This is a genomic window from Pedobacter sp. GW822-FHT03F06 (genome assembly GCF_058801365.1).
Genome location: NZ_JBXANE010000008.1, coordinates 292,458 through 318,232, shown reverse-complemented (window position 1 = coordinate 318,232; position 25,775 = coordinate 292,458). Strand labels below are relative to the sequence as shown.

General features: G+C 39.5%; 20 protein-coding genes. 11 read left to right on the top strand and 9 right to left on the bottom strand.

Annotated elements, in window-relative coordinates; translation table 11 throughout:
* Positions 1-33: 33 nt before the first annotated feature.
* From AC1RJ8_RS16215 to AC1RJ8_RS16170, 10 genes are all read left to right on the top strand, one after another.
* The gene (locus AC1RJ8_RS16215; protein WP_492954516.1) at positions 34-1,041 is read left to right on the top strand and encodes a sensor histidine kinase; all 1,008 of its coding nucleotides are present in this window, start codon (positions 34-36) and stop codon (positions 1,039-1,041) included.
* A 78-nt stretch (positions 1,042-1,119) separates the two neighbouring features.
* Complete coding sequence (locus AC1RJ8_RS16210) at positions 1,120-1,854, top strand: LytR/AlgR family response regulator transcription factor (RefSeq protein ID WP_492954517.1); 735 nt, start codon at positions 1,120-1,122, stop codon at positions 1,852-1,854.
* Between the two features lie 602 nt (positions 1,855-2,456).
* Positions 2,457-2,924, top strand: coding sequence for a pyrophosphohydrolase domain-containing protein (locus AC1RJ8_RS16205; RefSeq protein ID WP_492954518.1), 468 nt, complete (start codon positions 2,457-2,459; stop codon positions 2,922-2,924).
* Positions 2,925-2,942: 18 nt separating this feature from the next.
* Positions 2,943-3,788, top strand: a complete 846-nt coding sequence (locus AC1RJ8_RS16200; protein ID WP_492954519.1) for an alpha/beta fold hydrolase — start codon at positions 2,943-2,945, stop codon at positions 3,786-3,788.
* Between the two features lie 367 nt (positions 3,789-4,155).
* A complete protein-coding gene (gene rhaT, locus AC1RJ8_RS16195; RefSeq protein WP_492954520.1) occupies positions 4,156-5,250 on the top strand; it encodes an L-rhamnose/proton symporter RhaT in 1,095 nt (364 codons plus the stop codon).
* Between the two features lie 28 nt (positions 5,251-5,278).
* On the top strand, positions 5,279-7,399 hold the full coding sequence (locus AC1RJ8_RS16190; protein WP_492954521.1) for a bifunctional aldolase/short-chain dehydrogenase: 2,121 nt from the start codon (positions 5,279-5,281) through the stop codon (positions 7,397-7,399).
* Between the two features lie 265 nt (positions 7,400-7,664).
* The gene (locus AC1RJ8_RS16185; RefSeq protein WP_492954522.1) at positions 7,665-8,945 is read left to right on the top strand and encodes a sugar isomerase; all 1,281 of its coding nucleotides are present in this window, start codon (positions 7,665-7,667) and stop codon (positions 8,943-8,945) included.
* Positions 8,946-8,960: 15 nt separating this feature from the next.
* Positions 8,961-10,346 carry an FGGY-family carbohydrate kinase gene (locus AC1RJ8_RS16180; RefSeq protein WP_492954523.1) on the top strand — a complete coding sequence of 462 codons (1,386 nt, stop codon included), beginning with the start codon at positions 8,961-8,963 and terminating at the stop codon, positions 10,344-10,346.
* 42 nt (positions 10,347-10,388) lie between these two features.
* Positions 10,389-11,420 (top strand): GntR family transcriptional regulator, encoded by a 1,032-nt coding sequence (locus AC1RJ8_RS16175; RefSeq protein WP_057932524.1) that lies wholly within the window; start codon positions 10,389-10,391, stop codon positions 11,418-11,420.
* A 409-nt stretch (positions 11,421-11,829) separates the two neighbouring features.
* Positions 11,830-15,216, top strand: coding sequence for a DEAD/DEAH box helicase (locus AC1RJ8_RS16170; RefSeq protein ID WP_492954524.1), 3,387 nt, complete (start codon positions 11,830-11,832; stop codon positions 15,214-15,216).
* A gap of 140 nt (positions 15,217-15,356) precedes the next feature.
* Here AC1RJ8_RS16170 and AC1RJ8_RS16165 read toward each other — a convergent pair whose 3' ends face one another.
* From AC1RJ8_RS16165 to AC1RJ8_RS16150, 4 genes are all read right to left on the bottom strand, one after another.
* Positions 15,357-16,178, bottom strand: coding sequence for an SDR family oxidoreductase (locus tag AC1RJ8_RS16165; RefSeq protein ID WP_492954525.1), 822 nt, complete (start codon positions 16,176-16,178; stop codon positions 15,357-15,359).
* Between the two features lie 47 nt (positions 16,179-16,225).
* Positions 16,226-17,158, bottom strand: coding sequence for an NAD-dependent epimerase/dehydratase family protein (locus AC1RJ8_RS16160; RefSeq protein WP_492954526.1), 933 nt, complete (start codon positions 17,156-17,158; stop codon positions 16,226-16,228).
* 73 nt (positions 17,159-17,231) lie between these two features.
* Complete coding sequence (locus AC1RJ8_RS16155; RefSeq protein WP_492954527.1) at positions 17,232-17,837, bottom strand: Crp/Fnr family transcriptional regulator; 606 nt, start codon at positions 17,835-17,837, stop codon at positions 17,232-17,234.
* A gap of 48 nt (positions 17,838-17,885) precedes the next feature.
* A complete protein-coding gene (locus tag AC1RJ8_RS16150; RefSeq protein ID WP_051691820.1) occupies positions 17,886-18,467 on the bottom strand; it encodes a thymidine kinase in 582 nt (193 codons plus the stop codon).
* Between the two features lie 123 nt (positions 18,468-18,590).
* On the opposite strand from AC1RJ8_RS16150, the gene AC1RJ8_RS16145 reads away from it, so the two are divergent.
* Positions 18,591-19,778, top strand: coding sequence for a DUF8457 domain-containing protein (locus AC1RJ8_RS16145; RefSeq protein WP_492954528.1), 1,188 nt, complete (start codon positions 18,591-18,593; stop codon positions 19,776-19,778).
* A 260-nt stretch (positions 19,779-20,038) separates the two neighbouring features.
* Here the strand turns inward: AC1RJ8_RS16145 and rodA are convergent, their stop codons facing one another.
* The 5 genes from rodA to AC1RJ8_RS16120 form a co-directional block, all read right to left on the bottom strand.
* The gene (gene rodA, locus AC1RJ8_RS16140) at positions 20,039-21,301 is read right to left on the bottom strand and encodes a rod shape-determining protein RodA (RefSeq protein WP_492954529.1); all 1,263 of its coding nucleotides are present in this window, start codon (positions 21,299-21,301) and stop codon (positions 20,039-20,041) included.
* A 1-nt stretch (position 21,302) separates the two neighbouring features.
* Positions 21,303-23,312: a penicillin-binding protein 2 gene (gene mrdA / locus AC1RJ8_RS16135; protein WP_492954530.1), complete on the bottom strand. Its 2,010-nt coding sequence runs from the start codon at positions 23,310-23,312 to the stop codon at positions 21,303-21,305.
* On the bottom strand, positions 23,312-23,827 hold the full coding sequence (locus tag AC1RJ8_RS16130; RefSeq protein ID WP_167293246.1) for a rod shape-determining protein MreD: 516 nt from the start codon (positions 23,825-23,827) through the stop codon (positions 23,312-23,314). The genes mrdA and AC1RJ8_RS16130 overlap by 1 nt, the downstream gene beginning before the upstream one ends.
* Positions 23,820-24,659, bottom strand: a complete 840-nt coding sequence (gene mreC / locus AC1RJ8_RS16125) for a rod shape-determining protein MreC (RefSeq protein ID WP_492954531.1) — start codon at positions 24,657-24,659, stop codon at positions 23,820-23,822. Before mreC ends, AC1RJ8_RS16130 begins: the two co-directional genes overlap by 8 nt.
* An 85-nt stretch (positions 24,660-24,744) precedes the next feature.
* Positions 24,745-25,767 carry a rod shape-determining protein gene (locus AC1RJ8_RS16120; RefSeq protein WP_010601761.1) on the bottom strand — a complete coding sequence of 341 codons (1,023 nt, stop codon included), beginning with the start codon at positions 25,765-25,767 and terminating at the stop codon, positions 24,745-24,747.
* Positions 25,768-25,775 lie beyond the last annotated feature (8 nt).

Genomic DNA, 25,775 nt, shown 5'->3' with positions numbered 1-25,775 from the left:
GGCAGTTAAAAAAGCTTTGTATAGTTTTAGGCCATGAAAACAATAAAAATCGTTTCTATCCATATTCTTTGCTGGGTACTCGTATTAGGCTATTTTTATGGAGGGGCAATTATAGAAGGAGTTACTTTAAGGCAATCGGCTTTCAGTATATCGATGAATTTTATCCAATTGATAGAGTTCTACATCTGTTACCTATGGGTTTATCCGAAATTCTTAAAGAAGAATAAAACGCTTCAGCTAATCACTGGCATTATATTTACTATTGCCATATTTATAGGTCTAAGGTATCTGATAGAAGAAGTATTGTATTTAAAATTGTTTGGTTTTCATAATTATGCAGAAGGTACAACCGCATGGCATTACATTTCTGATAATATTTACTGGAGCCTTGCCTATATTGTATTGCCAGCTGCTGTTTATGGTATCGAGCAGAGTTTCAAGTCAGAGCAGGTCAACAGAAAACTTAAAGAAGAAGTAGTTAAGGCCGAGCTTTCATTTCTGAAATCGCAGATCAATCCACACTTTCTGTACAATACTTTAAATTATGTTTACTCACTGGCTATTCCCGTTTCCGATCAACTGGCCAATGCTGTTTTGCGTTTATCAGATTTAATGCGCTATACCCTAAACGATAGTCCTGATGGAAAAGTGAGTTTAGATAAGGAGGTAGAATATTTAGAAAGTTATGTAGCACTATTTAAGATGCGTTTTGAACCCAAATTTTATGTCGACTTTACAACCGATGGTATTACCGATCAAAAAATAGCTTCGCTGATCCTGATCCCTTTTGTTGAAAATGCTTTTAAACATGGCGTAGTAAATGATGAAACACAGCCTGTACGCATTAAACTTAAAGTGCAGAACAAACGTTTAAGTTTCGAGGTAAGCAATAAGATCAGTCATTCACAGAAAGATCATTCGAGTGGTGTAGGTATGGTGAATATCCACCGAAGGTTGGATCTGATTTATCCAGAAAAACATGAATTGTTGATTTCGAATAATGGCAATACGTATAAAAGTACTTTGATCTTAAATCTGTAAAGGATAATTTGTATCATTGAAAACTATTCTAATGTTAATTCACGCTAATCGCCAACCCCTAACCGCTAAACCTCAATCATGATCCGTTGCCTTGCTGTTGATGATGAATCTTACGCCTCAGATATTATTGCTGCTTTTATCAGTAAAACTCCATTTTTAGAATTGGCTGGAACCACTACCAATGCTTTTGAAGCACTTAACCTGGTTCAGGAAGGTAAAGTTGATCTTGTTTTTTTAGATATACAGATGCCGGAGCTAACCGGGATCCAGTTTTTGAAAATCTGCGGGGGCAAATGTAAGGTAATCCTAACCACAGCCTATCCAGAATATGCTTTAGAAGGCTTTGATCTTGATGTGGTAGATTATTTGCTTAAACCGATCTCATACGAGCGTTTTTATAAAGCAGCTACTAAAGCGCAACAGATTTTAATGCCTGTGGCACCTATACAACAAGATGTAGTTATTCAGCAGGTAGTACAGGGGAACGATTTTATTTTCATCAAGGGTGATACCAAGAACAAGTTTATTAAGGTTAATTACGAAGATATTCTCTACATAGAAGGGTTGAAAAACTATGTTTCTGTTTATACCGCCACCCAAAGGATTGTGACTTACCAGGCACTGCGTGAGCTGGAAACCGAACTGCCCCAACCGCCTTTTTACCGCATCCATAAATCGTACATTATCTCTATCGAAAAAATAAAGATGATTGACGGGAATACCGTTTACATCAACGATCAGGCTATTCCCATCGGCGAAACCTATAAGGAGGAGTTTTTTAAAGTGGTGAGGGAGGGGAAGAAAGGTGGTTAATTGCGTAGACTTGGTTAATTGTTGAAGGTTTGATTGGTGAATGTTTACTTGTTGGGATTGATCTCCGGTTAACTTCTATCTTAATGTGCTTAATCCTTTCGTGGTGGAAAGGTAAAAGCTTAAAGCAAAAAGAATTCCGTGTAAATCTGTGCTTCCGTGGCAAAAAAAATAGTCAGATAGATTCTGAAATAATTTCAGAATGACGGATCTTTTTTGACCTGTACTTAAAAAACTTAATGTTCTTAATGGTAAACTCTTTAATACTTTGGTTTTCGGGATCATTAAGAAATTAAGGCCATTAAGGATGATACTGCAAATTCAAACTTCATGTTGTTAGTCTTTATGGTAGAAAGTAAAGACTAAAACTCAAGATAAGAAGTAAATTCAGTGCAAATCGGTATTTCCGTGGTAAAAAACTAGCTAGATAAATCGATCGATTAACCACTAATTAGTTTTTAACAATTTAGCAGTAAAGCAATTCAACAATCAATTAACCAATTTAAAAAGTTAACCGATTAACCTTACAGTGTTCATAAATTTTCCCCATTATTTCTTGCCTTTTTTTTAAGTTTGTTGCATAAAGATTTAAATCAAACATCACCATGCAAGAAACGAATTCGCTAAACCAGGTTGCAGAATTTCATACTACCTTTAAACATCCAATTTTAGAAAGTCCGGTTATTCCTTCAAAACAGAGAGCCAATTTGCGTATTTCGCTTTTAGCCGAAGAGTTGAAAGAACTACAGGAAGCAGTAGAAAATGATGATCTGGTAGAAGTTGCTGATGCCCTTTGCGATCTGCAGTATGTTTTGGCCGGTGCGATCCATGAGTTCGGCTTAGGAGGAAAATTTAAGACTTTATTTGATGAAGTTCATCGTTCTAATATGAGCAAAGCCTGCAAAACCGTAGAAGAAGCAGAACAAACCATTCAGTTTTACTTAGATAAAGACCGGACCGAATCTTATTACAAAGAAATCGACGGACTGTTTCTGGTATTCAGGAAATCTGACGACAAGACTTTAAAATCAATCAACTATTCGCCAGCTGATTTAAAATCACATTTGGTTTAACTCATAAATAAGCTCGAATTGAAAAGGCTAAAACAAATCGTAAACGAGCTAAAATTAACACAGGCGGCACCTGATGCAGCTTTAATGCGTGAGTTTATTTTCTACTCACCCAAAATGCCTTTGCGCCTGCATCAGGGACAGCTTATTGCTACCTCGAAACAGTTTAGCCTCGAGGTTTTTGATGCCTATTTTACCAATGCCGAGATAACCATTAACTGCTTTAGCTGGGGAAATGGGAAACGTAAAGTGTTGCTTACGCATGGCTGGGCTTCGAAGGCTTTAGATTTTTATGAGCTGATTATTGAACTCCAGAAAATAGATGATCTGGAAATTATTGCTTTTGATGCACCTGGCAACGGAAGCTCAATCTCTGAATTTTCCAACCTGATGTTATATGCCGGTTCGGTAAAATCTATTGCACTAAACTATGCGCAGCCTGATGTCCTTATTGGGCATTCGCTTGGCGGCATGGCTAATGTAATTGCTTTGCAGGAGCTCAGTTTAACTCCCAATCTGCTTATTAGCATCGCACCACTAATCAGACTGAAAGAAAACTTCGAACAAAGTCTCGATTCGGTAAATATCGGCATAAAGGATCAGGATACCTTCTTCAGTAACTTTGCCAAAGAATTCCCCGTTCCTGTAAGTCACTTTAACCTGACAGCACTGTATCAGCTAAGTCCGGATTTAAATCATTTTCTGGCATTCGACCCAGCCGATCATATTTCGCCATATCCATTCCTTAAAGAATTTCTGGATAAATATCCTGCAATCAGTTCAAGATCTTTTGAAGGTGTGGGGCATTATAAAATCCTCAGATCGGTTGACGTGATTGAAGATATTGTGAAGAGAATTTCCTTATAAAATAGTCATTTCGACTGGAAGGCAGTGAGATGGAGAGATCTGTCTTGATAGATCTCTCGACTACGTTGCTCTCCGCTCGAGATGACGACTTTTTTCGCGCTAATCCGCATCTCCGTGGCTTTACTAGATTAACTCCTTCAAAAGCGTTGTTAACTTTCTAGCTCATTTGCCATTAAAGTTGACAACGCTGGTAACATTTGACTCCACTAGAAAGGGCTGCTATCTGTTTTCCAGACTATAACTTCCGACCTCCGTTATCGGTCTCCCGACTAATCCATCCACCAATTTATTTCACATCCATAACAGTGCATAACAGTTAAAATTACCTTATATTCTATTTTAGAGCAACCAAATATATTAATAGCGCATGCAAGCAATTTTAGGTGTAATTTTTCATTTCTTCGGTGGTTTCGCCTCCGGAAGTTTTTATATTCCGTACAAAAAAGTTAAAGGCTGGGCCTGGGAAAGTTACTGGATTGTTGGGGGAATCTTCTCCTGGTTAATCGTTCCGCCACTCGCTGCTTTTTTAACCATCCCGAATTTTACGGCAATTATCACCAGTACCAACGGTAGTATTTTATGGTTAACCTATTTTTTTGGCGTGCTCTGGGGCATAGGCGGCTTAACTTACGGTTTAGGCGTTCGTTATCTGGGGGTATCGTTAGGGAGTAGTATCATTTTAGGACTTTGTATGGTTTTGGGTTCAATCCTGCCATCCATCTATTTCGATTTTTTTCCTCAGGTGGGTAAAGATACTTTTACCTTGTTTCTACATACCGATTGGGGCCGTATGGTATTGTTGGGGCTTTTAGTCTGCGTTGTGGGTATTATCATCTGCGGTAAAGCAGGTATGATGAAAGAAAAGGAAATGAAATCTGGTATTACTGATCCGCATGGCATGGAGGTAAAAACAGAATATAAATTCGGTCTTGGCTTATTTGTGGGGATTGTTTCAGGGGTTTTAAGTGCCTGTTTCAATTTTGGTATCGAAGCCGGAAAACCAATGGCCGATGCTGCCAATGCGATCTGGAAAGCAGCAAATCCTGCTGAAACAGGTAATTTCTTATTCCAGAATAACGTTACTTATGTAATTGTACTTTGGGGAGGTTTAACCACCAATTTTATTTGGTGTATGGTGTTAAATGCAAGGAATAAAACATTTGGCGATTATACCAATGCAAAAACGCCACTATTAAGAAACTATATTTTTTCGGCATTGGCAGGTACCACCTGGTTTTTGCAATTCTTTTTCTACGGTATGGGCGAAAGCAAAATGGGCAACGGTGCCAGTTCGTGGATTCTGCACATGGCCTTTATCATTCTCATCGCCAACGTATGGGGGCTGGTATTAAAAGAGTGGAAAGGTGTGTCGAGAAAAACTTTGATTACTGTTTTGGCGGGTATTTTAACCATCATCATTTCGGTACTCATTGTGGGTTATGGTAATTCAATTAAAGGTTAATAAATAAAAATTTAAATAGAATATAAGAATGTCAATCGATACGAAAAGTTATAAGCACGTAAGCTATCTGTGGGATGAAGAGGAAGCCGCAAAACTGGCTGGAGATGAAGTTGCCCTTTTAATTTATCGCTCTAATTTATTGGGTGCAGATTTACGCTTAACCAATTATGGAGGTGGAAATACCTCGTGTAAAGTATTGGAAAAAGATCCGCTTACCGGTTTAGAAACCGAGGTAATGTGGGTAAAAGGATCGGGCGGCGATTTAGGTACTTTAAAGAAAAGCGGTTTGGCTGCGTTGTACGTAGATCGTTTACGTAGCTTGAAAAATATTTACCGTGGTGTAGAACACGAAGATGAAATGGTTGAACTGTTTAACCACTGCATTTTCGATTTAAGCTCTAAAGCACCATCAATCGATACCCCTTTGCATGGTTTTCTACCGTTTGCACATATCGATCACTTGCATCCCGATGCGGCCATTGCAATCGCAGCAGCCAAAGACGGTAAAAAAATTACCGAAGAATTATTTGGCGGAACGATAGGCTGGGTAGAATGGAAAAAACCTGGTTTCGAACTGGGCCTGCAGTTAAAACAATGTTTAGATGAAAACCCAGGTATCCGTGGTATTATGTTGGGTTCACATGGTTTGTTTACCTGGGGTAATACGGCTTACGAAAGTTACCTAAATACCTTAGAAGTTATCGAAATCTGTTCTGATTACCTCAACCAGAACTATGGTAAAAAAGGTCCTGTTTTTGGAGGACAAAAGATTGAAAGTGCAGCAGCAGATATGCGTAAACAACAAGCGGCTGCTTTAGCACCTGTTTTGCGCGGCTTGTGTTCTTCTAAACAGCACATGATCGGTCATTTTACCGATGATAGCCGCGTTTTAGAATTCATCAATTCTAACGATCTTGATCGTCTTGCTCCAATGGGTACAAGCTGTCCTGATCACTTTTTAAGAACCAAAATCAGTCCGCTGGTTTTAACTTTAGCAAGCGATGCCGATTTGTCGGATGTTAAAGCGCTAAAGGAAACATTGGAGCCTGCTTTCGAAGCATATAGGGCCATGTACACGGCTTATTACGAAGCCTGTAAACATCCAAACAGTCCTGCCATTCGCGATACCAATCCGGTTGTTATTTTATATCCAGGTATCGGAATGTTTACCTTCTCTAAAGATAAACAAACAGCAAGGGTTGCTGCAGAATTCTATATTAATGCCATTAACGTAATGAAAGGCGCTGAGGCTGTTTCAGAATATACTTCATTGCCACACCAGGAAGCTTTTAATATCGAATATTGGTTGTTGGAAGAAGCGAAGTTACAGCGTATGCCTAAGCCAAAACCTTTAACTGGCAAGATTGCTTTGATTACCGGTAGTGCAGGTGGTATAGGTAAAGCGATTGCTAAAAAGTTTGTTGCAGAAGGTGGTGTGGTGATTTTAAATGATATGAATGCCGAGCGTTTGGAAGAAGCAGGTAAAGAATTTGCGAGCCTGTATGGTAAAGATTCTTACAGTACGGCAATTTTAGATGTGACCAGCGAAGCAGATATTAAACAAGCTTTCGATTCGGCTGCTCTGGCTTTTGGTGGAGTAGATATTATTGTAAACAATGCAGGATTATCGATTTCTAAAACCATTGCCGATCATACCGAGAAGGATTGGGACTTATTATATGATGTTTTGGTAAAAGGTCAGTTTTTTATCACCCAGGCTGCAACAAATACGATGCAAAAGCAAAATATTGGTGGCGATATCATTAATATTGTAAGTAAGAATGCCTTGGTAAGCGGACCAAATAATGCTGGTTATGGCAGTGCAAAAGCTGCCCAGTTACATTTGAGCAGGTTAAACGCTGCCGAACTGGGTGCCGATAATATCCGTGTAAACGTGGTTAACCCTGATGCTGTAATCAGCGATAGCAACATCTGGGCTGGCGGTTGGGCCGAAGGCCGTGCAAAAGCTTACGGCATTACCGTTGCAGAGCTACCGGCCTATTATGCAAAACGTACGCTGTTAAATCAGATTATATTACCAGATGATATTGCCAATGCTTGTTTTGCCTTTGTGGGTGGCTTGCTGCATAAATCAACCGGAAATGTTTTAAATGTTGACGGTGGAGTAGCTATGGCATTTGTGAGGTAATACAAAGGGAAATAACAATAATTCCTCGGCCTGTGTCTTCACGGAACGAAACGAATAATTTGATCAGTGGTCTGTGGGTACACAGACCACTGCGATAGATTTTAAATTCAGTTTTAGTAAGTTGTTTAATCGGTCTGTGCCTGGCATAGACCGAAATGACTTTTAAATTTAGTAAATAATATCATCATCTTCGTTTTAACGATGATGAGCAAGAATGGCGATTGTATCGCCATAATGATTAACCTAACAAAAACCAAATATTCTCATGAATATCGAGCAGAACCAGATAGAAAAACATAACGACTCCCTTTTAACCTCGCATCAGCGCAAACTTTCTTTTTTAAAAGAAGACTGGGCGCACGTTGATGTAGAAAGCGTAATCCAGAAACTTGTTGATTTTCAGATTGCCATTCCAAGCTGGGCTTTAGGTACAGGTGGAACACGTTTTGGCCGTTTTGCCATTACTGGTGGTGAACCACGTACCATTGAAGAAAAAATTGAAGATGTTGGTCTGCTACATGCCCTTAACGGTGCAAGTGGAGCAATTTCGCTTCACATCCCTTGGGATATCCCTCAAAATGCAGAAGCGTTAAAAACTTTGGCATCTGGCTATGGTTTAAAATTCGATGCCATGAACTCGAATACCTTTCAAGATCAGAAAGGTGCTGCACATAGCTATAAATTTGGTTCGTTACAGAATGTAAATAAAGACATCCGCAAACAAGCGATTGAGCATAATATAGAAGTAATTAAGCATGGTATCGCGCTAGGATCTGATGCATTAACCGTTTGGCTTGCCGATGGTTCTTGCTTCCCTGGGCAGCTTAATTTCCGTAAAGCCTTTGAAAATACTTTAGAAAGCCTTCAGGAGATCTATTCAGCACTGCCAGAAGATTGGAAAATGTTTGTGGAGTACAAAGCCTTCGAACCTAACTTTTATTCAACTACGGTTGGAGACTGGGGACAGTCGTTATTATATGCCAGCAAATTGGGTAAAAAAGCCTATACTTTGGTCGATTTAGGTCATCATTTGCCTAATGCAAACATCGAGCAGATTGTTGCTTTATTATTAATGGAAGGAAAATTGGGTGGTTTCCACTTTAACGATTCTAAATATGGAGATGATGATTTAACTGCCGGAAGTATTAAACCTTACCAATTGTTCTTGATTTTTAACGAACTGGTAGAAGGTATGGATGCAAAGGGCATGAACCATACAAAAGATTTAGGCTGGATGATCGATGCTTCTCATAATGTAAAAGATCCTCTTGAAGATTTATTGCAATCAGTGGAAGCCATTATGATTGCCTACGCACAAGCCTTATTGGTTGATAGAAAAGCATTGAACGAAGCGCAGAACAACAACGATGTAGCAAAAGCACAGGAAATTTTGCAGCATACTTTCCGTAGCGATTTAAGGGCTTTAGTAGCCGAAGCCAGATTAAGAGCTGGGGCAGCCTTATCGCCAATCGCTTTATACCGCGGTTTAGAAGTTAGAAATAAGTTAGTTAATCACCGCGGAAATACTGTTGCCACAGGTTTGTAAATAGAGAAATAGAAAATGCCTAAACCTGTTATTGCCATATTTGATGTTGGAAAAACGAACAAAAAACTGTTTCTGATCGACGAAAACTACAGTATTGTTTACGAACGGTCTGCACGTTTTGTGGAAACAGTTGATGAAGATGGCGAACCATGCGAAAATCTCGAAAGCCTGCGTTCCTCAGTTTACGATTCCCTGCATCAGGTTTTGCAGTTAAAAGAGTTCGATGTTAAGGCCATAAACTTTTCTACTTATGGTGCCAGTTTTGTTTATCTCGATGAAAACGGCGATCCCCTGACACCGCTTTATAACTATTTAAAAGAATACCCGGAGGAGCTTAAAAAAGCTTTTTATGCAAAATATGGAGGTGAGGAGAAGATTTCGCTAGAAACGGCCTCACCGATTTTGGGTAGCTTAAATTCAGGGATGCAATTGTATCGCCTGAAAAACGAAAAACCCGAAATATTTAAAAAAGTGAAGTGGGCTTTACACCTGCCTCAATATTTAAGTTATTTAATTACGGGTAAGGCCGTGGCCGATATTACCAGTATAGGCTGCCACACCCAGCTTTGGGATTTCAATAAAAATGAATACCATAACTGGGTTACTACTGAAAAAATCGACGAGAAATTTGGTGCATTTACCCCGGCAGATTCCAGCCTGAAAACTGACTTCGAAGGGAGCAGCGTAAAGGTTGGTGTAGGTTTGCACGATAGTTCTGCCGCGCTGATTCCCTATCTGGCCAATTTTAATACACCGTTTGTACTCATTTCAACAGGAACCTGGTGTATCAGTTTAAACCCTTTTAACCAGGAACCGCTAACTGCCGAGGAACTTAAACAGGATTGCCTGTGTTACATGCACTTTAAAGGGAAAGCGGTAAAGGCTTCGCGTATTTTTGCAGGTTATGAGCACGAGGTACAGCTTAAGCGGATAGCAGAACATTTCGATCGTGCGGCCTATCTTTTTAAACATTTGAAGTTTAACCCTTCAATGATTTTGAAACTGGCCAATAAAATCCCTGAAAACCAACAGGAACAACAGGGCTTTTCGGCAAGTTCCGCTTTCCCGGAGCGTGATCTGAACCTCTTTCAAACGGCAGAAGAAGCCTATCATCAATTGATTTTTGATCTGATCAAACAGCAGATTTACTCGTTAAAACTGATTTTAAATGCAGGTGTGAAAAGAATTTTTGTAGATGGTGGTTTCGGTAAAAATGCGATTTACATGCACCTGCTGGCTACTTCTATTCCAGATATTGAGGTTTATGCCTCTTCTGTTTCGCAGGCTACGGCAATCGGTACAGCGTTAGCTATAAATGATGCCTGGAACGAAAACCCTGCACCAACGGATATGATTCAGTTAAAATACTATTCTGCTATACAACGTACACTAGATTTTTAGGAATTTCCTTATATTAGAATTTCCTATATCAATATAACCATTTTGAAACCAGAAGATTTAATCCCCTACATTAACGTAGATGAGTATTCGTCGACACCAAAATACAAGCAGTTAACCAATGCAATTTTGGCCGCAATTGAAAGTGGTAAACTTCTGAAAAATAGTTTATTGCCGTCTATTAATGAATTGAGTTTCAGTCTGGAAATGTCGAGGGATACCGCCGAAAAAGGCTATCGCAACCTCCGGAAACTTGGTGTGGTAGATTCTGTGCCAGGAAAGGGCTATTTCATTATCAATACCGATTTCTCGCGTAAACTAAAGGTTTGTCTGCTTTTTAATAAACTCAGTACACATAAAAAAATCATTTACGATTCGTTTACCAAAACTTTGGGTGAGCGTGCTGCGATTGATTTTTATATCTATAACAACGATTTCGCGCTGTTTAAAAAAATGATCGTCACCAAACGTGATGATTATTCACATTTTGTAATTATTCCGCATTTTTTAGAAGGGGGCGAAAATGCACATGAAATTATCAACACCATACCCAAAGAAAAATTGGTTATCCTTGATAAATTATTGCCAGGCGTAACAGGCGATTATGCTGCGGCCTATGAAAACTTTGCGCAGGATATCTACGCAGCTTTAGAGCAGGCTTTAGACCGGCTTTCTCATTACCGAACCTTAAAAATTATCTTCCCAAAAAACAGTTATTTCCCGCACGAAATTCTAACAGGCTTTTACCGGTTCTGCCAGCAGTATGCTTTCGATCATAAAGTAATCCACAACATCAAAGACGAAGAAATTAATCCAGGTGAGGTGTACATTAACCTCATGGAAGATGACCTGGTAACACTCATTGAACGTTTAATTGCCCAAAAGCTTAAAATCGGGAAAGATGTTGGTGTAATTTCTTATAACGAAACGCCTTTAAAAAGAATTATTTTGGATGGGATTACCACCATCTCGACTGATTTTAGCGAATTGGGCGCCCAGGCTGCTGAATTTATTCTCAACGGAAAAACTGAGAAGATAGCCGTGCCTTTTTATTTGAACCTGCGTAAATCGCTGTAGTACGCTGTTAGTTCGTCATCTCGACTGAAGCCTACTTTCGGGAGGGAGCTGTTTAGACAGATTTTGCCGTGCAGAGCATTCGGATTCTCGATTGCGTTGAACCTCGCTAACATATACAGATTTAAATAAAAAGGGTCGTCATTGCGAGGCACGAAGCAATCTTAATGCGCACGCTAGTAGCGATCGTTGTAAGATTGCTTCGTCGGCTGAAAAAGCCTTCTCGCAATGACGACTCCTCGCAGCCTAATTAATTCGCTAAAAATCCCACTGTCATTTATATTGTTTTTTATGGAATAAATTTTTCCTCGAAATGACGATTCTCTTGATTAATTGTGCATAAAAATCGAAAAAGGAGTTTTAGCTAAAACTTATTAATGATTACTTTTATCACTTAGCTATTTTAGTTTAAATGAGTGAACAGGTAACCGCGCATCCAGTATCAGAACAAAATCCTTACGATTATATCTTAAAGGACTTTAACCTGAAAAATCTGAGCCAGATTATTATCCTCAAACATTTAAGCGGATTGATCCATACGGATGTTAAGGGCTTTTACCAACTTTTTCCAGAGCAGATTGAAATCGATTTTGCAGCATTTAGCGATGAGGCCTCTGGATTGCCCTTCCCGATTGTTCAGGTGCAGCAGCACTCAAACTCCGTAAAACTTTCTTGTCGTTGTACCACGCCGAAGCATAAGTTATGTGAGCATCAGGCAAGGGTTTTGTACAATATTCTTCAGCGCCAGGATCTGCTTATTTTCTTCGATGCTAACCTTCGTAAGCAAAAACTTTTAAAAATAGCAATTGACTATGGTTTAGAAAAAGAAGAAAACCTCGATCTTCTGTTTAATCTCCGCTACGAAAACGGCCAGGTAGATATCCGCCCAAAAATGGATGCCCTCCAGCCATTCAATAAAGAAGCCCAGCAAAATTTACAGGAACTTTTACTGCCGGCGAATAAAACCAAAGTAAAAGTACAAGCTAAAAACGATCAGGGTAAAATGATCCTGGTTTTTGGGCAACACCGCTATTACAACAATTTAACGGTAGAATTATTCGAGGCTGAAACCACTAAAAGCGGCAAGGTTAAAAATCCGATAAAAGGAATCAATCCAGCTGATTTACTGTTTAAAACAGATGACAACGACCAGGTAAAGTTTTATAGCGGTATTACCACTTTTCAGCAGAACTACAATAGCGATCAAAGCGAGGCGGAGATTGAAGCCTTAAAAGCGATCGTTAAAAATCCTAAACAGATTCCTTTTTACCTGCGGGATAGTAAACAGTCTGTCGCTATTCAAGCGTCGACCATTACAGCGGTTGATGTACATTTATTGGAAGTAGACCTACGTCTTTCTGTAAATCAACGCGATGATTATTACGAAATTACAGGCCGGCTGATCATCGAAGGCAAATCATACGAGTTGGATAACCTAGTATTGGTACACCAGTATTTTGTTAAACTTAACAATCAACTTTATTTAGTTGGAAGGTTGGATTTTTTACGCGTAATCGGGTTTTTCAAAAAGCAGAGCAACAGGTTAATCCTGCATAAAACTAAATATCCTGAGTTTCAAAAAGTTATTTTGGTGCCTTTAGAAGGAAGTATCCATGTTGATTATTCTTATTTAAAACCTGCCACCAAAAGCCAGATCGAAGAAAAAGGTTTCGATCTCGAAAACGAGCAACTGATTTATCTCTCTGAATCTGAAGATTATATTCTCCTTACACCGGTAATGCGCTATGGGAATTTAGAAATACCTGTGCTGTCTAAAAAGCAGATTCAGGCGCAGGATAAACTGGGTAACCTTTTTACTTTACACCGCGACGAAAGTACCGAGCTGCAATTTATCGGAAACGTATTGAAACAGCATCCTTATTTCTACGATCAGGAAACCAACGATTCTTTTTACCTGCACCGCAAACGGTTCCTGGAAGAAGCCTGGTTTCTCGAAGCTTTTGAGGTATGGCGGAACAAAGGCATTCATATTTTAGGTTTCAACCAACTCAAGAACAATAAACTAAGCGAATTTCAGGCTAAAATTAATATCGAGGTTTTAAGTGGGACAGATTGGTTTGAAACTAAAGTAAAAGTAAAGTTTGGCAAACAACAGGTTGCGCTGAAGCATCTGCATAAATCGATCAGGAACAAAAGTAAGTTTGTAACCCTTGATGATGGAACCCAGGGCATACTACCGTATGAGTGGATCGAAAAATTTGCTGCTTATTTTAGTGCAGGTGAAGTAACCGAAGATGCCATTCTTACACCAAAAATTAAGTTTGCTTCTATAAACGAGCTTTATGAAGATGCTTTGTTAGATGGCGATGTAAAGAACGAATTGAAACTTTATAAACAGAAATTCGAAGGGACTGATTCGATTCAGGAAGTTGAAGTGCCAAAAGGTTTAACAGCAACGCTGCGCCATTACCAGAAAGACGGTTTAAACTGGCTTAACTTTTTGGATGATTTTAACTTTGGTTCTTGTTTGGCCGATGATATGGGATTGGGTAAAACCATTCAGGTTTTGGCTTTCATTTTATCACAGCGCGAAAAAGTAAAACACAATACAAATCTGGTGGTGGTTCCGGCCTCGTTAATATTTAACTGGAAAGCCGAAGTAGGGAAATTTGCACCCTCTATAAAGGTAAAAACCATTTATGCTGGCGAACGGACCAAAACGACTGATACTTTCGACGATTACGAAATCATTTTAACCTCTTATGGAACGCTGCTTTCTGATATCCGTTTCTTAAAGGATTATCGCTTTAACTATATCTTTTTAGATGAATCGCAGTTGATAAAAAATCCTGATTCGCAACGTTATAAAGCGGTTCGGATGCTGCAATCGAGGAATAAGGTAACCATGACGGGAACACCGATAGAGAACAATACCTTTGATTTATATGGACAGCTGTCGTTCGCTTGTCCGGGTTTGTTTGGCAGTAAACAGCAGTTTGCCGATTTATATTCAACCCCCATCGATCAGTTTAAGGATAGCAGAAGGGCAGAGGAACTTCAGCAAAAAATAAGACCGTTTATTCTACGCAGAACAAAAGAACAGGTGGCCAAAGAACTTCCCGATAAAACGGAAATTGTACTGTATTGCGAAATGGGAGCAGAGCAGCGCGAAGTGTACGAAGCGAACAAAAAAGAAATTCAGGATTTTATTTTGGGTAAACAGGAAGATGAATTGCCTAAAAGTTCGATGCACGTACTGAAAAGCATTACCACTTTACGACAGATATGCAATTCGGCCGCATTATTGGCTGATGGAAAATCGTATTTACAGGCTTCATCAAAAATTGATGTGCTGATGGAGCAGATTGAGCGCAAGGCTGGAAAGCATAAAATCCTTGTTTTTTCTCAGTTTGTAACCATGCTCGATCTGATTAAAAAACAATTGGAAAACCGTGGCATTAAATATGAATACCTTACGGGGCAAACCCGTAAAAGAGCCGAAGTGGTTAGCTCTTTTCAACAAAATGCCGATATTCCGGTCTTCCTGATCAGTTTAAAGGCTGGCGGTACCGGATTGAACCTTACCGAAGCCGATTACGTTTACTTAGTCGACCCATGGTGGAATCCTGCGGTAGAAAACCAGGCCATAGATCGGGCATATCGGATTGGTCAACATAAAAATGTAATGGCTGTGCGTTTAATCTGCCCCGATACTATCGAGGAGAAAATTATGAAGCTTCAGGTCACAAAAAAAGATCTGGTTAAGGATCTGATCCAGACGGATGGAAGTTTGTTTAAGAACTTAACGAAGAAAGAGTTATTGGGCTTGTTGAGTTAATGTAAGTTCGTCAATTAGAAGTATCGTCATTTCGACCGTAGTGGAGAAATCTTTTAGGTTGTTTACTCTCAAAGATTTCTCCATTCCGCTGCCGATGAAAAATCGGCAAGCTTCAGTCGAAATGACGTATGAACTTATATCTAAATCCCCTCCTCAAACTTATAACCCAAAAACTCAGGTACATTAACACTCTCTACGATTTTCCAATCTTTCTTTTCTGCAATAAAATCAGGTGCTGCAAGCCCCGTACTTTTAGCCGCGTTGATATAAAATTCCATTTTTGCAGGATGGTTTGGCGAGCAGGCATTATATGTTCTACCAAATGCCTGTTTTTCTAAAAGTTTAATTGCAATCCCTACAGCATCTGTTTGGTGAATCAAGTTTACAGGAGCCAAACCATTCGGTACATTACTTTTTCCGGCAAAGAATCTCCCGGGGTTACGGTCAGGGCCAATTAAGCCCGCAAAGCGGATTACTGTGCAGTTTTCGGGAAATAGTTTCTTAAATAGCATTTCTGCAGCTAAAACGATCTTTCCTGAATCCGTATCAGGATATGTATGGCTGCTTTCATTTACTGTTTTATTTTCATCAGCATAAACACTCGTCGAACTGATCAATACCACATGTTTCGATTTATCTTTCGCTGCAGCCAAAATTGAATTTATCTTTTGGGGATAATCAAGGAGTTCAGTCGAATTGCGTTTTGGTGGAATACAGATAAACAAGGTATCGGCCTCAAAAAAAGCTGGATCGGCCACAACCGCTTCAGTCGTAAAATTGACTAAAAACGGCTGTATATTTTCAGCCTTAAGTATGGCTAATTTTTCCTGGCTTGTGGTAGAACCCTTAACAATGTGATTTAACCCGATCAGTTTTTTGGCTAAAGCCAGCCCGAACCAACCGCAACCTAAAATTGATATAGTTTTAGTACTGTTTCTATTCGTTGTATTATCTTGAATCATTGGCGCTAAAGATAAATAGTTAGCTTTATAATTTACCCTGATTGATGTCAATTCTGCTTTTTATACATGGTTTCCGATAGTTTTAAAATCCCATCATAATAAGGCGTAGGTTTGAAATTGAACGCCTTTTCAAATTTGCTAGAATCGAAATGATAATCATGATCGTACTGGTAGTACATTTCTACAGTACCGGCAACTACCTTTTTAAATAAACCCACTAAGCGTAACATCAGTTTATTAATGGTCGAGTATTGAGGTTTGGTTTCATAAATCTTTGCAGCCATTTCTATAAAAGCTTTCCCTTTTAAAGGAGCTGCGGTTGGCAGGTGCCATATCTGGTTGCCGGAACCGGGTGTTTGGCCTAACAGAAATAAAGCTTTCCCCGCATCTTCAATGTAAGTAAAACTGTGTAGTGTATTTGGGTTTCCTATCCACTGAGCTTTATTTTTCTTGGCAAACTTATCGAGTACCATCATATCAAAAAAGCTGTTCATCGATTCTGCTCCGTAAAAATCTGCAGCACGGGCAATGGTTACATTTATTTTACTCGCTTTCGATTCGTTCATTAATTGTTGGGCTACCTTTGCCCTTACTTCTCCTTTTAAACTACAGGGATGGTAAGGCGTATCTTCTGTCATTGGGCCGTTTACCAGGCCATACATATAAACATTATCAAAAAATATTAGCCTTGCGCCCGTACGTTTAGTTAAGTTAATTACATTCTGAATAATAATCGGCCATTGTTCTTGCCATACTTTGGCATCGTAAACCAAACCGGCGCACAGGTATATTACTTTCGAACCTTCGGCTGCTGCGAAAAGTTCAGCTTCATTTAATAAATCGGCCTTAACCCAACTTGTATTCGGGTTGCTTGTAGAAATTGGTTTTCGGCTAACCAATCTAATGGTTTGGTTAGTATTGGTTAATTCTCTGGTCAGTGCGTTTGCTGTTGGTCCGCCGGCGCCAAGTATAGTGTGCATATCTTCGTTTTTGATTAGTTCAAAGTTATGCGGCATTGAACCATAAAAACGTTAACAAAAGATAAGGATTAATTTAATCCTTTAAAATGAGTGTGCGTTTACGGATACGCGAGAGTGAAACAGGTGTAATACCTAAAAAATTGGCGATATAGTGTTGGGGAACACGCTGAAAAATATCTTTTGCAGTTTTTTCAAGCGCAGTATAACGTTCTTCGGGGTTTTGCGTAACAAAAGCATTAAGACGGTCTTCAAAACAGCAGATGTAATATTCAGCAACCAGACGGCCAAACCGTTCCATTTTCAGCGCCAGCACGGGGTGGTTTAACATTTTTTGAAGATCGGCGTAAGCAATAAGAACAAGTTGGGTCTCCTCCAAGGTCTGAATAAAGTTTGTACTCGGTACTCTTTTTACAAAGCTTTTGTAGGCACTTACCAGCTCGTTTTCAAAACAAAAATAACCTGTAATTTCCTGTCCGTCTTTAACATGATAATGCCTTACAGCACCCTGGATAATAAAGGCAATATAATCGCATACTTTTCCTTCAGCTACAAAATGTTCCTTTTTCTTTAGGGTAGAAAAACTCAGGTACCGAGTTAAGATTTCCCATTCGCTTTCTTCAAAAGTTACGAATTTTGCTAAGCCGGTTCTAAAAGCGTCGATTTTAAATTGTTTATCCATATCAATATTTAAGTGCAACTTAAAGGTACAGATTAATTAAGAATGGTGTTATCCCTTGCCGAGATTATAGCAAGCCCTGCATCGTGGCTCATAACTTTCCTTTTCGCCCAATAAAACGGTAGCTTCATCAGCAACTGTACGGTAACTGTACAGGGCTGGGTTTCCACAACAAACACAAACGGCATTTACTTTGGTAACATGTTCGGCAATGGCCATTAAAGCGGGCATCGGGCCAAAGGGTTTGCCCGTAAAATCCATATCCAGGCCGGCAACAATAACGCGTATACCTTTAAGGGCGAGTTTATTGCAAACATCAGGAAGTTCATCATCAAAAAACTGGGCTTCATCTATGCCAACCACCTGTGTATTGGTGCCCAAGAGTAAAATAGCTGAAGCGCTATCAACAGGAGTAGAGTTTATGGAGTTTAAATCGTGCGAGACCACAGCAGTTTCATGATAGCGGGTATCAGTACGGGGTTTGAAAATTTCGACATTCAGTTTAGCAATCTGAGCTCTTTTTAACCTGCGGATCAATTCTTCCGTTTTACCAGAAAACATAGAGCCACATACCACTTCTATACTTCCCGAAAATTCGCCCCTTCTTCTAAAATTTTGTTCGCTAAATAACATGCCTGTTTTTTTATTCCCCTATGTCCGTTCTATAATTTTTAAACCGAACAAATATGAGAATTATGTGTTATTTTTGAACACATAGTTACCAACATAAATCGACTAAAAATTCGTTTTAATTTTATGATGAACCAACAGGATATTTTCAGAAAGATCGGCAGCATTTTAACAGAATTAAATGAGCAATATCAGTTTTTAGCTCAAAACCCTCAGCAATTAAACGATTTGGAACTGGAGCTTTTTCTGGCCAATGCCCATTTTCTTTCCGATCATGTTAATATCGTCAAAAAGTTAAATACCATATTAGAAGATAAACCCGCTGAACCTGGAAATCATGCTTTATTGGCTGAACAAAATACCATTATACTGCCCGAAGTTGAAAAAAGTTATGTAGAAGACGATGAGTGTTTCGATCCACAGGAACTGGAAGAAGTAGCTACAGCTCAGGAAGAGGAAGAACGAGTGGATGTAAAGCCCAAACAGGAAGTGTTGGATGATGAAAGTATTGAAGAAGAAAAAGCCGAAGCACTTTTAAATAAAGATTTTTTTAAACCCGACCAGGACGATCATACTTTTGAATTTGTGCTGGGTACACACGATGAAAACGATCAGTTCGATTATGAAGCAAAATCTGTTGAAGAAATTTTCGATCGCCCTTTAAGCAAAGAAGAAGCTGAAATTTTAGCGCGTAAAAAGATAATTCACGAAAAGGAAGATGCTTTAGCTGTTGAGGAAGAGGCTTTACCAACTGAAGAAGATGAAATTGGTCCTGAACCTTTTTTAATCCCCCATGAAGAAGAGCCAGAAATAATAGAGAAAGAAGCGCTTGTTGTAGCAGTTAAAGTGGATGAACCTATACCTGCACCTGTTACTCAGCCTATTGAGGCACTGAAGGATGTGAAACTGGATGATCCCATTATTTCGCCACCGGTTGAGCAGGAACGTCCTTTGTTTACACCTGAAGCTGTTCCGGTAAAACCAGCTCCACAGCCCGAAGCCGCTAAACCTGCACCAAGTTTAAACGATCTGCTTGCCAAAACAAATGGCAAAAGTGATGAGCCTGTTAAAGCACCGATTACAGATTTAAAACAGGCGATCAGTTTAAATGAAAAGTTACTTTTTATCAAAGATCTTTTTAATGGGTATAACCTGGCCTATTCGGAAGTAATTGACATTATCAATAAGATGAGCAGTTTCGAAGCCGCAGATAGCTACCTTCAGAATAATTATGCTGCAAAGAATAACTGGGCCAATAAACAGGCTACGGTTGATCAGTTTTACGAATTATTGAACCGAAGGTTTAGTAAGTAGAGCAGAAAGCGTAAGGTGACTTGAGCTTGGCGTTACACCGCGCTGTTGTCATACTGAACTTGTTTTACTGCGTAGCTTTCCGCTTTGCTACAGGTCAGTATTTATTGTGGGGTCGTCATTTCGACTGAAGTGTAGTCCCGAATGTTCGGGAGAGAAATCTGTTAATATAGATTTCTCGACTGCGTTGCAATCCGCTCGAAATGACGTAGCTTAAAAAGGGCATTTTAGGCTAAATATCGACTTCCGACTCCCCACTTAGCCTAAATAAATCCCATCCGGTTAGAATCGAGCTTTAAAAAGATAAATAGTAAAATTGTAAAACTCCATAACGACGAACCACCATAACTAATTAAGGGTAGGGGAATTCCAATTACCGGGATAATTCCGATCGTCATTCCGATATTAATAAAAACGTGAAAAAAGAGGATACAGGCTACGCTATAGCCATACACCCTGGAGAATGTAGATCGTTGCCTTTCTGCTAAATTAACCAATCGGAGTAGCAGAAACATATACAGACCTATTACTACAGAACAGCCCATAAATCCCCATTCCTCACCAATGGTAGAGAAGATGAAATCGGTGCTCTGTTCGGGTACGTAGCCATATTTGGTTTGTGTGCCCTGTAAAAAACCACGGCCAGTTGCCTGCCCTGAGCCTATGGCAATCTGCGATTGAATTACATTATAACCCGCACCTTTATTATCGGTTTTAAGACCTAACATTAATTCAATACGGCTACGTTGGTGGGGGGCTAAAACTTTTTCGTACGCAATTTTTATCAGAAACAGATAGCCAATTGCAAAAACGGTTACCAAAACCGTTGAGAAGATAATTTTTTGCTTTCTTCTGTTGTTGTAAATGAAGAGGCCAGCAATTGTGGTTAAGATGATGATTAAGATATAGGTTGGTACTAAGAAATCGGCAATAAAGAGCACAATCATTCCCAGAAATATCAATAGAAAGTAACCTGATAAACCTTCGCGGTACAAGGGGAACATAAAGGCAAGAAATACCAATGCCGAACCTGTATCGGGCTGAAGCATAATCAGTAACAAGGGTGCAGCCACGATCAATCCAGCAATCATGATTGATTTAACATCGCGGAATTTGGGGTTAAATGCCCCAACGTATCTAGCTAAAAGCAATGCTGTGCCAAACTTGGCAAATTCGGCAGGCTGAAGTTTAAAAGAGCCTATTGCAATCCATGCCTGGTTTCCGGCCACTTTGTTGCCAATTAGCAGTACGGCCATTAACAACAGCAGTGTACCGCCATAAATAAAGGGTGAGAAGACATTGAAAAGCCTCCCGTCAAATAATAAAATCGATAAGCCTAAAATTAAACCAGTAATGATATAAATGAGCTGTTTACCGTAAAGCGTGCTAAAGCCAAACACAGCCGTTTGTTCTGGTGGAACGGAAGCATAAATATTGATGAAACCAATCGCGCATAAGGCGATATAGATTAAAACAGTAATCCAATCTACATTAAAGAAAAAACGGTTTCCCTGTTGCTGCTGCATTTTATTTCTGGATTACAGGTTTATCGGTTAAGGTTGTTTTTAATGCTTTAGGTTTTGTAGTAACCGTTTGTTTTATCGTTGCCGATTTAATTCTCAAACTATCTTTTATCCTTTTGGTTGAATCTGCTTTTTTAAGCAACAGACTATCTGCCTTCGTTAATTTGATCTTTTTTGTTTTGTCGATTAGTAACGGAAGCAGGTTTTGATTCTTCATCCATTCTACCTGGGCAGCTCTTCCACCGCTAACACTCCCTTTCAGATACTTTTCGATCATATAGCTGGCAATTGGTGCTGCATAGGTACTGCCATAACCTGCATTTTCTACAATTACCGCAATGGCAATTTTTGGATTATCGCGTGGCGCAAAGCCTATAAATACCGAGTGGTTTTTGCCATGTGGGTTTTGTACCGTTCCTGTTTTTCCGCAGAGTACCACATCTGGAATCCGGGATAGTATGGCCGTTCCCCAACTGGTGTTTACGGCATCTTGCATGCCATCAATCACCGGTTCGAAATGTCTGGCATCTACACCCACATAATTTTTAACCACATATTCTTTTTTAACCAGGTTCTTATCGCCTATACCTTTAATTAAGTGCGGCTTAATGTAATAACCACGATTAGCAATAATCGCCATGGCATTTGCCATCTGTAATGGGGTAGCGGTAATCTCACCCTGGCCAATCGCCTGCGAAATTACGTTGGTATAACCCCATCTTTTACCATAAACTTTATCGTAATGATCTGCTGTATAAAAATAGCCCTTTCTTTCATAGGGCATATCGATATCGAGTTTTGATCCGAAACCAAATTTGGCTACTTTATCACGCCATTCCTGATAAGTTTGTCGTTGGTTTTTCATGCCGTTTTTGGTAATCAGCTTCTGAAAAACATAACAAAAGTAAGTATTGCAGGAACGGGCAATGCCTCTTCTCAGCGAAATTGAACCATCAAAGTGTTCGCATTTAATTTTTCTGTTTCCAGCCTGATAATAGTGCGGACAAAAGAATGTGGTATTGGGATCTATTACGCCTTCTTGTAATCCGATTAAGGCATCAACTGGCTTAAACGACGATCCTGGAGGGTAGTAGCCCATGATGGGCCTTACTAAAGATGGACGATATGGATTACCAACAATAAATTCCATGTAATTATTCCCCTGGTTTCTGCCCACCAGAAGATTTGGATCATATCCCGGACTACTTACCAGTGAAAGAATTTCTCCCGAAGCAGGTTCTATAGCGACAATTGCACCAACCTTATTCATCATCAATTCTTCACCGAGTTTCTGAATCCTCATATCGATTCCTGAGATCAATCTTTCTCCCGAAACTGCGTTTACATCGTATTTACCATCGGCATAACTTCCCTGTGGGGTATTGTGCGCATCATATACTGTGTTAATTACACCCTTTTCGCCTCTTAAAGTTTCTTCATAAGAAAACTCTAAACCACTTTTGCCTTTGTAATCACCAGGTTTATAAAATCCTTCAGATTTTTCTATATCGGTGGGGCTTACTTCTTTTACATAACCAAATAACTGTCCACCAACACTATCGGGGTAATGTCTGATGGTTCTGTCCTGTGTTCTAAAGCCTGGAAAACGGTAAAGTGTTTCCTGCAAACGGGCATAACTTTGAACCGAAATCTGTTTAAGAAAAGGGGTAGCCTGGTAACTCGATTTTCCCCTTGCTTTTTTAAGGTTTTTCCGAACATCCTCAAAAGTAATGTCTAATGCCTGAGCAAGTGCTAAGGTATCGAAAGGTTTTACTTCGTTTGGCGTAACCATTAAATCGTACACAGGTTCGTTTTGCACAATCACCTTCATATTGCGGTCTAGAATGGCACCACGGGCAGGATATTTATAAATTTTGCGTAAAACATTACTTTCTGCAGAAACGAAAGCCTTGTCGCTAATAATCTGGATATAAAATAACTTCCCCAATAAAATCAGGGCGATTGCAATAAATAATCCTTGAACGATATATTTTCGGTTAAATAATTGATCCATTAGCGTGGTGTCCTTCTATAGAATATAAACTCTACCAATAAAATAATAAGCAGTGTAAAGATACAACTTAAGCCGCATCTCATTAAGGTATAACCAACTTCGGTTAGCCTAAATGTTTCTAAAAAGAACAGCACCAAATGGTGTGCAACAACGCAAAGAAAAGCATAAAGTGAAAACCATTGGAAACCCATATAACTTAACGATGGTTCTGGGTCGTCAATTGCGTCGCGGTTTAAACTAATTGAAATAAACGAAATTCTTACAAAAGCCAAAACCACACAGGCTGTAGCATGTACGCCCATGGTATCGTAAAAAGCATCGAGGGTTAAGCCTGTTCCGAAAGCCAGTAAATATAACAAAATGTTGGGTATGCCGAAGGGAAGCAGGAGCAAAAATAAGACATAAATGAATGGTGTAGAAAGATCATAGAAGCCCATATTCTTGAGCAGGAAGATCTGCACAAAAAGGAGTAAAAACCACCTGATCACATTTATAATAATGATTCTACTATTCATTCGGTTTAGCGATGCTTTCTAAAGCTTTTTGCTCGTCAGCTCTTTTATCTTTAACCACATATACATATTGCAATGTGCTAAAATCTGTAAATAAATTTAATTCTCCTGATAAGAAATTATCATTGGTGGCAACATTAGGCTTAATGATTTTTCCAACCAAAATTCCGGCAGGAAAGGAACCATAACCAGAGGTAATAACACTATCGCCAACATACATTTTAATATGGTTGGGCACCTCTTTAACAAAGGCCTTTTTAATATCGAAATTTCCGTCGCCCCAAACTAATGAGCCGAGCGCATTGTTCTTTTTCAGGGTTACACTAATTTTAGTGTCTTTGTGAAGTAGTGACTGGATGGTAGCTAGATGTGCTGAAACGTCACGGATAAAACCAACCACCCCACGTTGAGGTGCAATAACGGCCATGCCGCTTTTAATGCCATCAACAGTACCTTTATTAATGGTCATTACGTTGTTGCGCAGCGTGATCGAGTTTTTAACCACCTTGGCTGCTAAATAAGTGTATTGCTGATTAGTAACCGTATCTACAACTTTAACATCTTTGGCCGTATCTACCGTAGTTAATGCCAATAATTGGCTTTTAAGCTTAGCATTTTCGGCTGCAAGACTATCGTTAACCATACCCAGGTTTAAATATCGTTTAAAAACATTTAACCTTTCGTATGCGGTGCCAACCACCTCATTGCTTGAGTTTAGGGTTACACTACGCTGATAGGAGTTGTTTTTCACCGTGAAGTAGATCCCAACGATAAAAAATATGATAAATAAGAAAAATGCGTTGTATCTGCTGATGAAAATCCAAAGGTTACGCATTGCTCATGAGGTATGAGATGTGAGACATGAGATGCGAGTTTGGATAGTTAGTCTCAAATCTCACATCTCATATCCCAAATCTGGGTTATTGCATTAAGAATTTATATCCGCCAATGTTTTTAAGGGCGATGCCAGTTCCACGAACTACTGCACGAAGCGGATCTTCTGCAACGTGAACAGGTAATTTGGTTTTAGCCGCTACACGCTTATCTAAACCTCTTAACAATGCACCACCACCAGTTAAATAAATACCAGTTTGGTAAATATCTGCCGAAAGCTCCGGAGGCGTAATCTCTAAAGCTTTTAAAATTGCTTCTTCAATTTTAGAGATCGATTTATCTAAACAATGTGCAATTTCGGTATAAGAAACCGTGATCTGTTTAGGTACACCGGTCATTAAATCGCGGCCTTGAACTGCGAAATCGGCAGGAGCATCCTGAAGTTCAGGTAAAGCTGCACCAACTTCAATTTTAATTTTTTCAGCAGTACGGTCACCGATCATAATGTTGTGTTGACGGCGGATGTAGTTTACGATATCGGAGTCGAAGTTATCACCCGCAACGCGGATTGATTGATCGCAAACAATACCCGATAAAGCGATAACCGCAATTTCTGTGGTACCGCCACCTATATCGATAATCATGTTACCCATTGGCTCTTCTACATCAATCCCGATACCTACGGCTGCTGCCATTGGTTCGTGAATTAAGTATACCTCTTTTGCACCGGCAATTTCAGCTGAATCGCGTACTGCACGTTTTTCTACTTCAGTAATACCAGATGGAATACAGATTACCATACGTAAAGATGGGAACATCCATCCTTTACCGCCATTAAGCATACGGATCATGCCTTTAATCATGGCTTCAGCAGCGTTGAAATCGGCAATTACACCATCTTTTAATGGACGAACGGTTTTAATGTTATCGTGGGTTTTACCCTCCATTTGCATTGCCTGACGACCTATAGCAATGACTTTGTTTGTAGTACGATCGAAAGCAACGATAGATGGCTCATCTACAACTACTTTGTCGTTATGTATAATCAGGGTATTCGCAGTGCCTAAATCGATGGCAACTTCTTGCGTAAACCAGTTAAATAATCCCATGTATAAGG

Excerpts from the sequence above, each read along its gene's own strand:
- mreC (WP_492954531.1), bottom strand. The coding sequence starts at position 24,659 with ATGCGTAACCTTTGGATTTTCATCAGCAGATACAACGCATTTTTCTTA.
- rhaT (WP_492954520.1), top strand. The coding sequence starts at position 4,156 with ATGCAAGCAATTTTAGGTGTAATTTTTCATTTCTTCGGTGGTTTCGCC.
- rodA (WP_492954529.1), bottom strand. The coding sequence starts at position 21,301 with ATGCAGCAGCAACAGGGAAACCGTTTTTTCTTTAATGTAGATTGGATT.
- AC1RJ8_RS16160 (WP_492954526.1), bottom strand. The coding sequence starts at position 17,158 with ATGCACACTATACTTGGCGCCGGCGGACCAACAGCAAACGCACTGACC.
- AC1RJ8_RS16205 (WP_492954518.1), top strand. The coding sequence starts at position 2,457 with ATGCAAGAAACGAATTCGCTAAACCAGGTTGCAGAATTTCATACTACC.
- AC1RJ8_RS16185 (WP_492954522.1), top strand. The coding sequence starts at position 7,665 with ATGAATATCGAGCAGAACCAGATAGAAAAACATAACGACTCCCTTTTA.
- AC1RJ8_RS16180 (WP_492954523.1), top strand. The coding sequence starts at position 8,961 with ATGCCTAAACCTGTTATTGCCATATTTGATGTTGGAAAAACGAACAAA.
- AC1RJ8_RS16150 (WP_051691820.1), bottom strand. The coding sequence starts at position 18,467 with ATGTTATTTAGCGAACAAAATTTTAGAAGAAGGGGCGAATTTTCGGGA.
- AC1RJ8_RS16170 (WP_492954524.1), top strand. The coding sequence starts at position 11,830 with ATGAGTGAACAGGTAACCGCGCATCCAGTATCAGAACAAAATCCTTAC.
- AC1RJ8_RS16165 (WP_492954525.1), bottom strand. The coding sequence starts at position 16,178 with ATGATTCAAGATAATACAACGAATAGAAACAGTACTAAAACTATATCA.
- AC1RJ8_RS16215 (WP_492954516.1), top strand. The coding sequence starts at position 34 with ATGAAAACAATAAAAATCGTTTCTATCCATATTCTTTGCTGGGTACTC.
- mrdA (WP_492954530.1), bottom strand. The coding sequence starts at position 23,312 with ATGGATCAATTATTTAACCGAAAATATATCGTTCAAGGATTATTTATT.
- AC1RJ8_RS16190 (WP_492954521.1), top strand. The coding sequence starts at position 5,279 with ATGTCAATCGATACGAAAAGTTATAAGCACGTAAGCTATCTGTGGGAT.
- AC1RJ8_RS16130 (WP_167293246.1), bottom strand. The coding sequence starts at position 23,827 with ATGAATAGTAGAATCATTATTATAAATGTGATCAGGTGGTTTTTACTC.
- AC1RJ8_RS16145 (WP_492954528.1), top strand. The coding sequence starts at position 18,591 with ATGATGAACCAACAGGATATTTTCAGAAAGATCGGCAGCATTTTAACA.
- AC1RJ8_RS16210 (WP_492954517.1), top strand. The coding sequence starts at position 1,120 with ATGATCCGTTGCCTTGCTGTTGATGATGAATCTTACGCCTCAGATATT.
- AC1RJ8_RS16155 (WP_492954527.1), bottom strand. The coding sequence starts at position 17,837 with ATGGATAAACAATTTAAAATCGACGCTTTTAGAACCGGCTTAGCAAAA.
- AC1RJ8_RS16120 (WP_010601761.1), bottom strand. The coding sequence starts at position 25,767 with ATGGGATTATTTAACTGGTTTACGCAAGAAGTTGCCATCGATTTAGGC.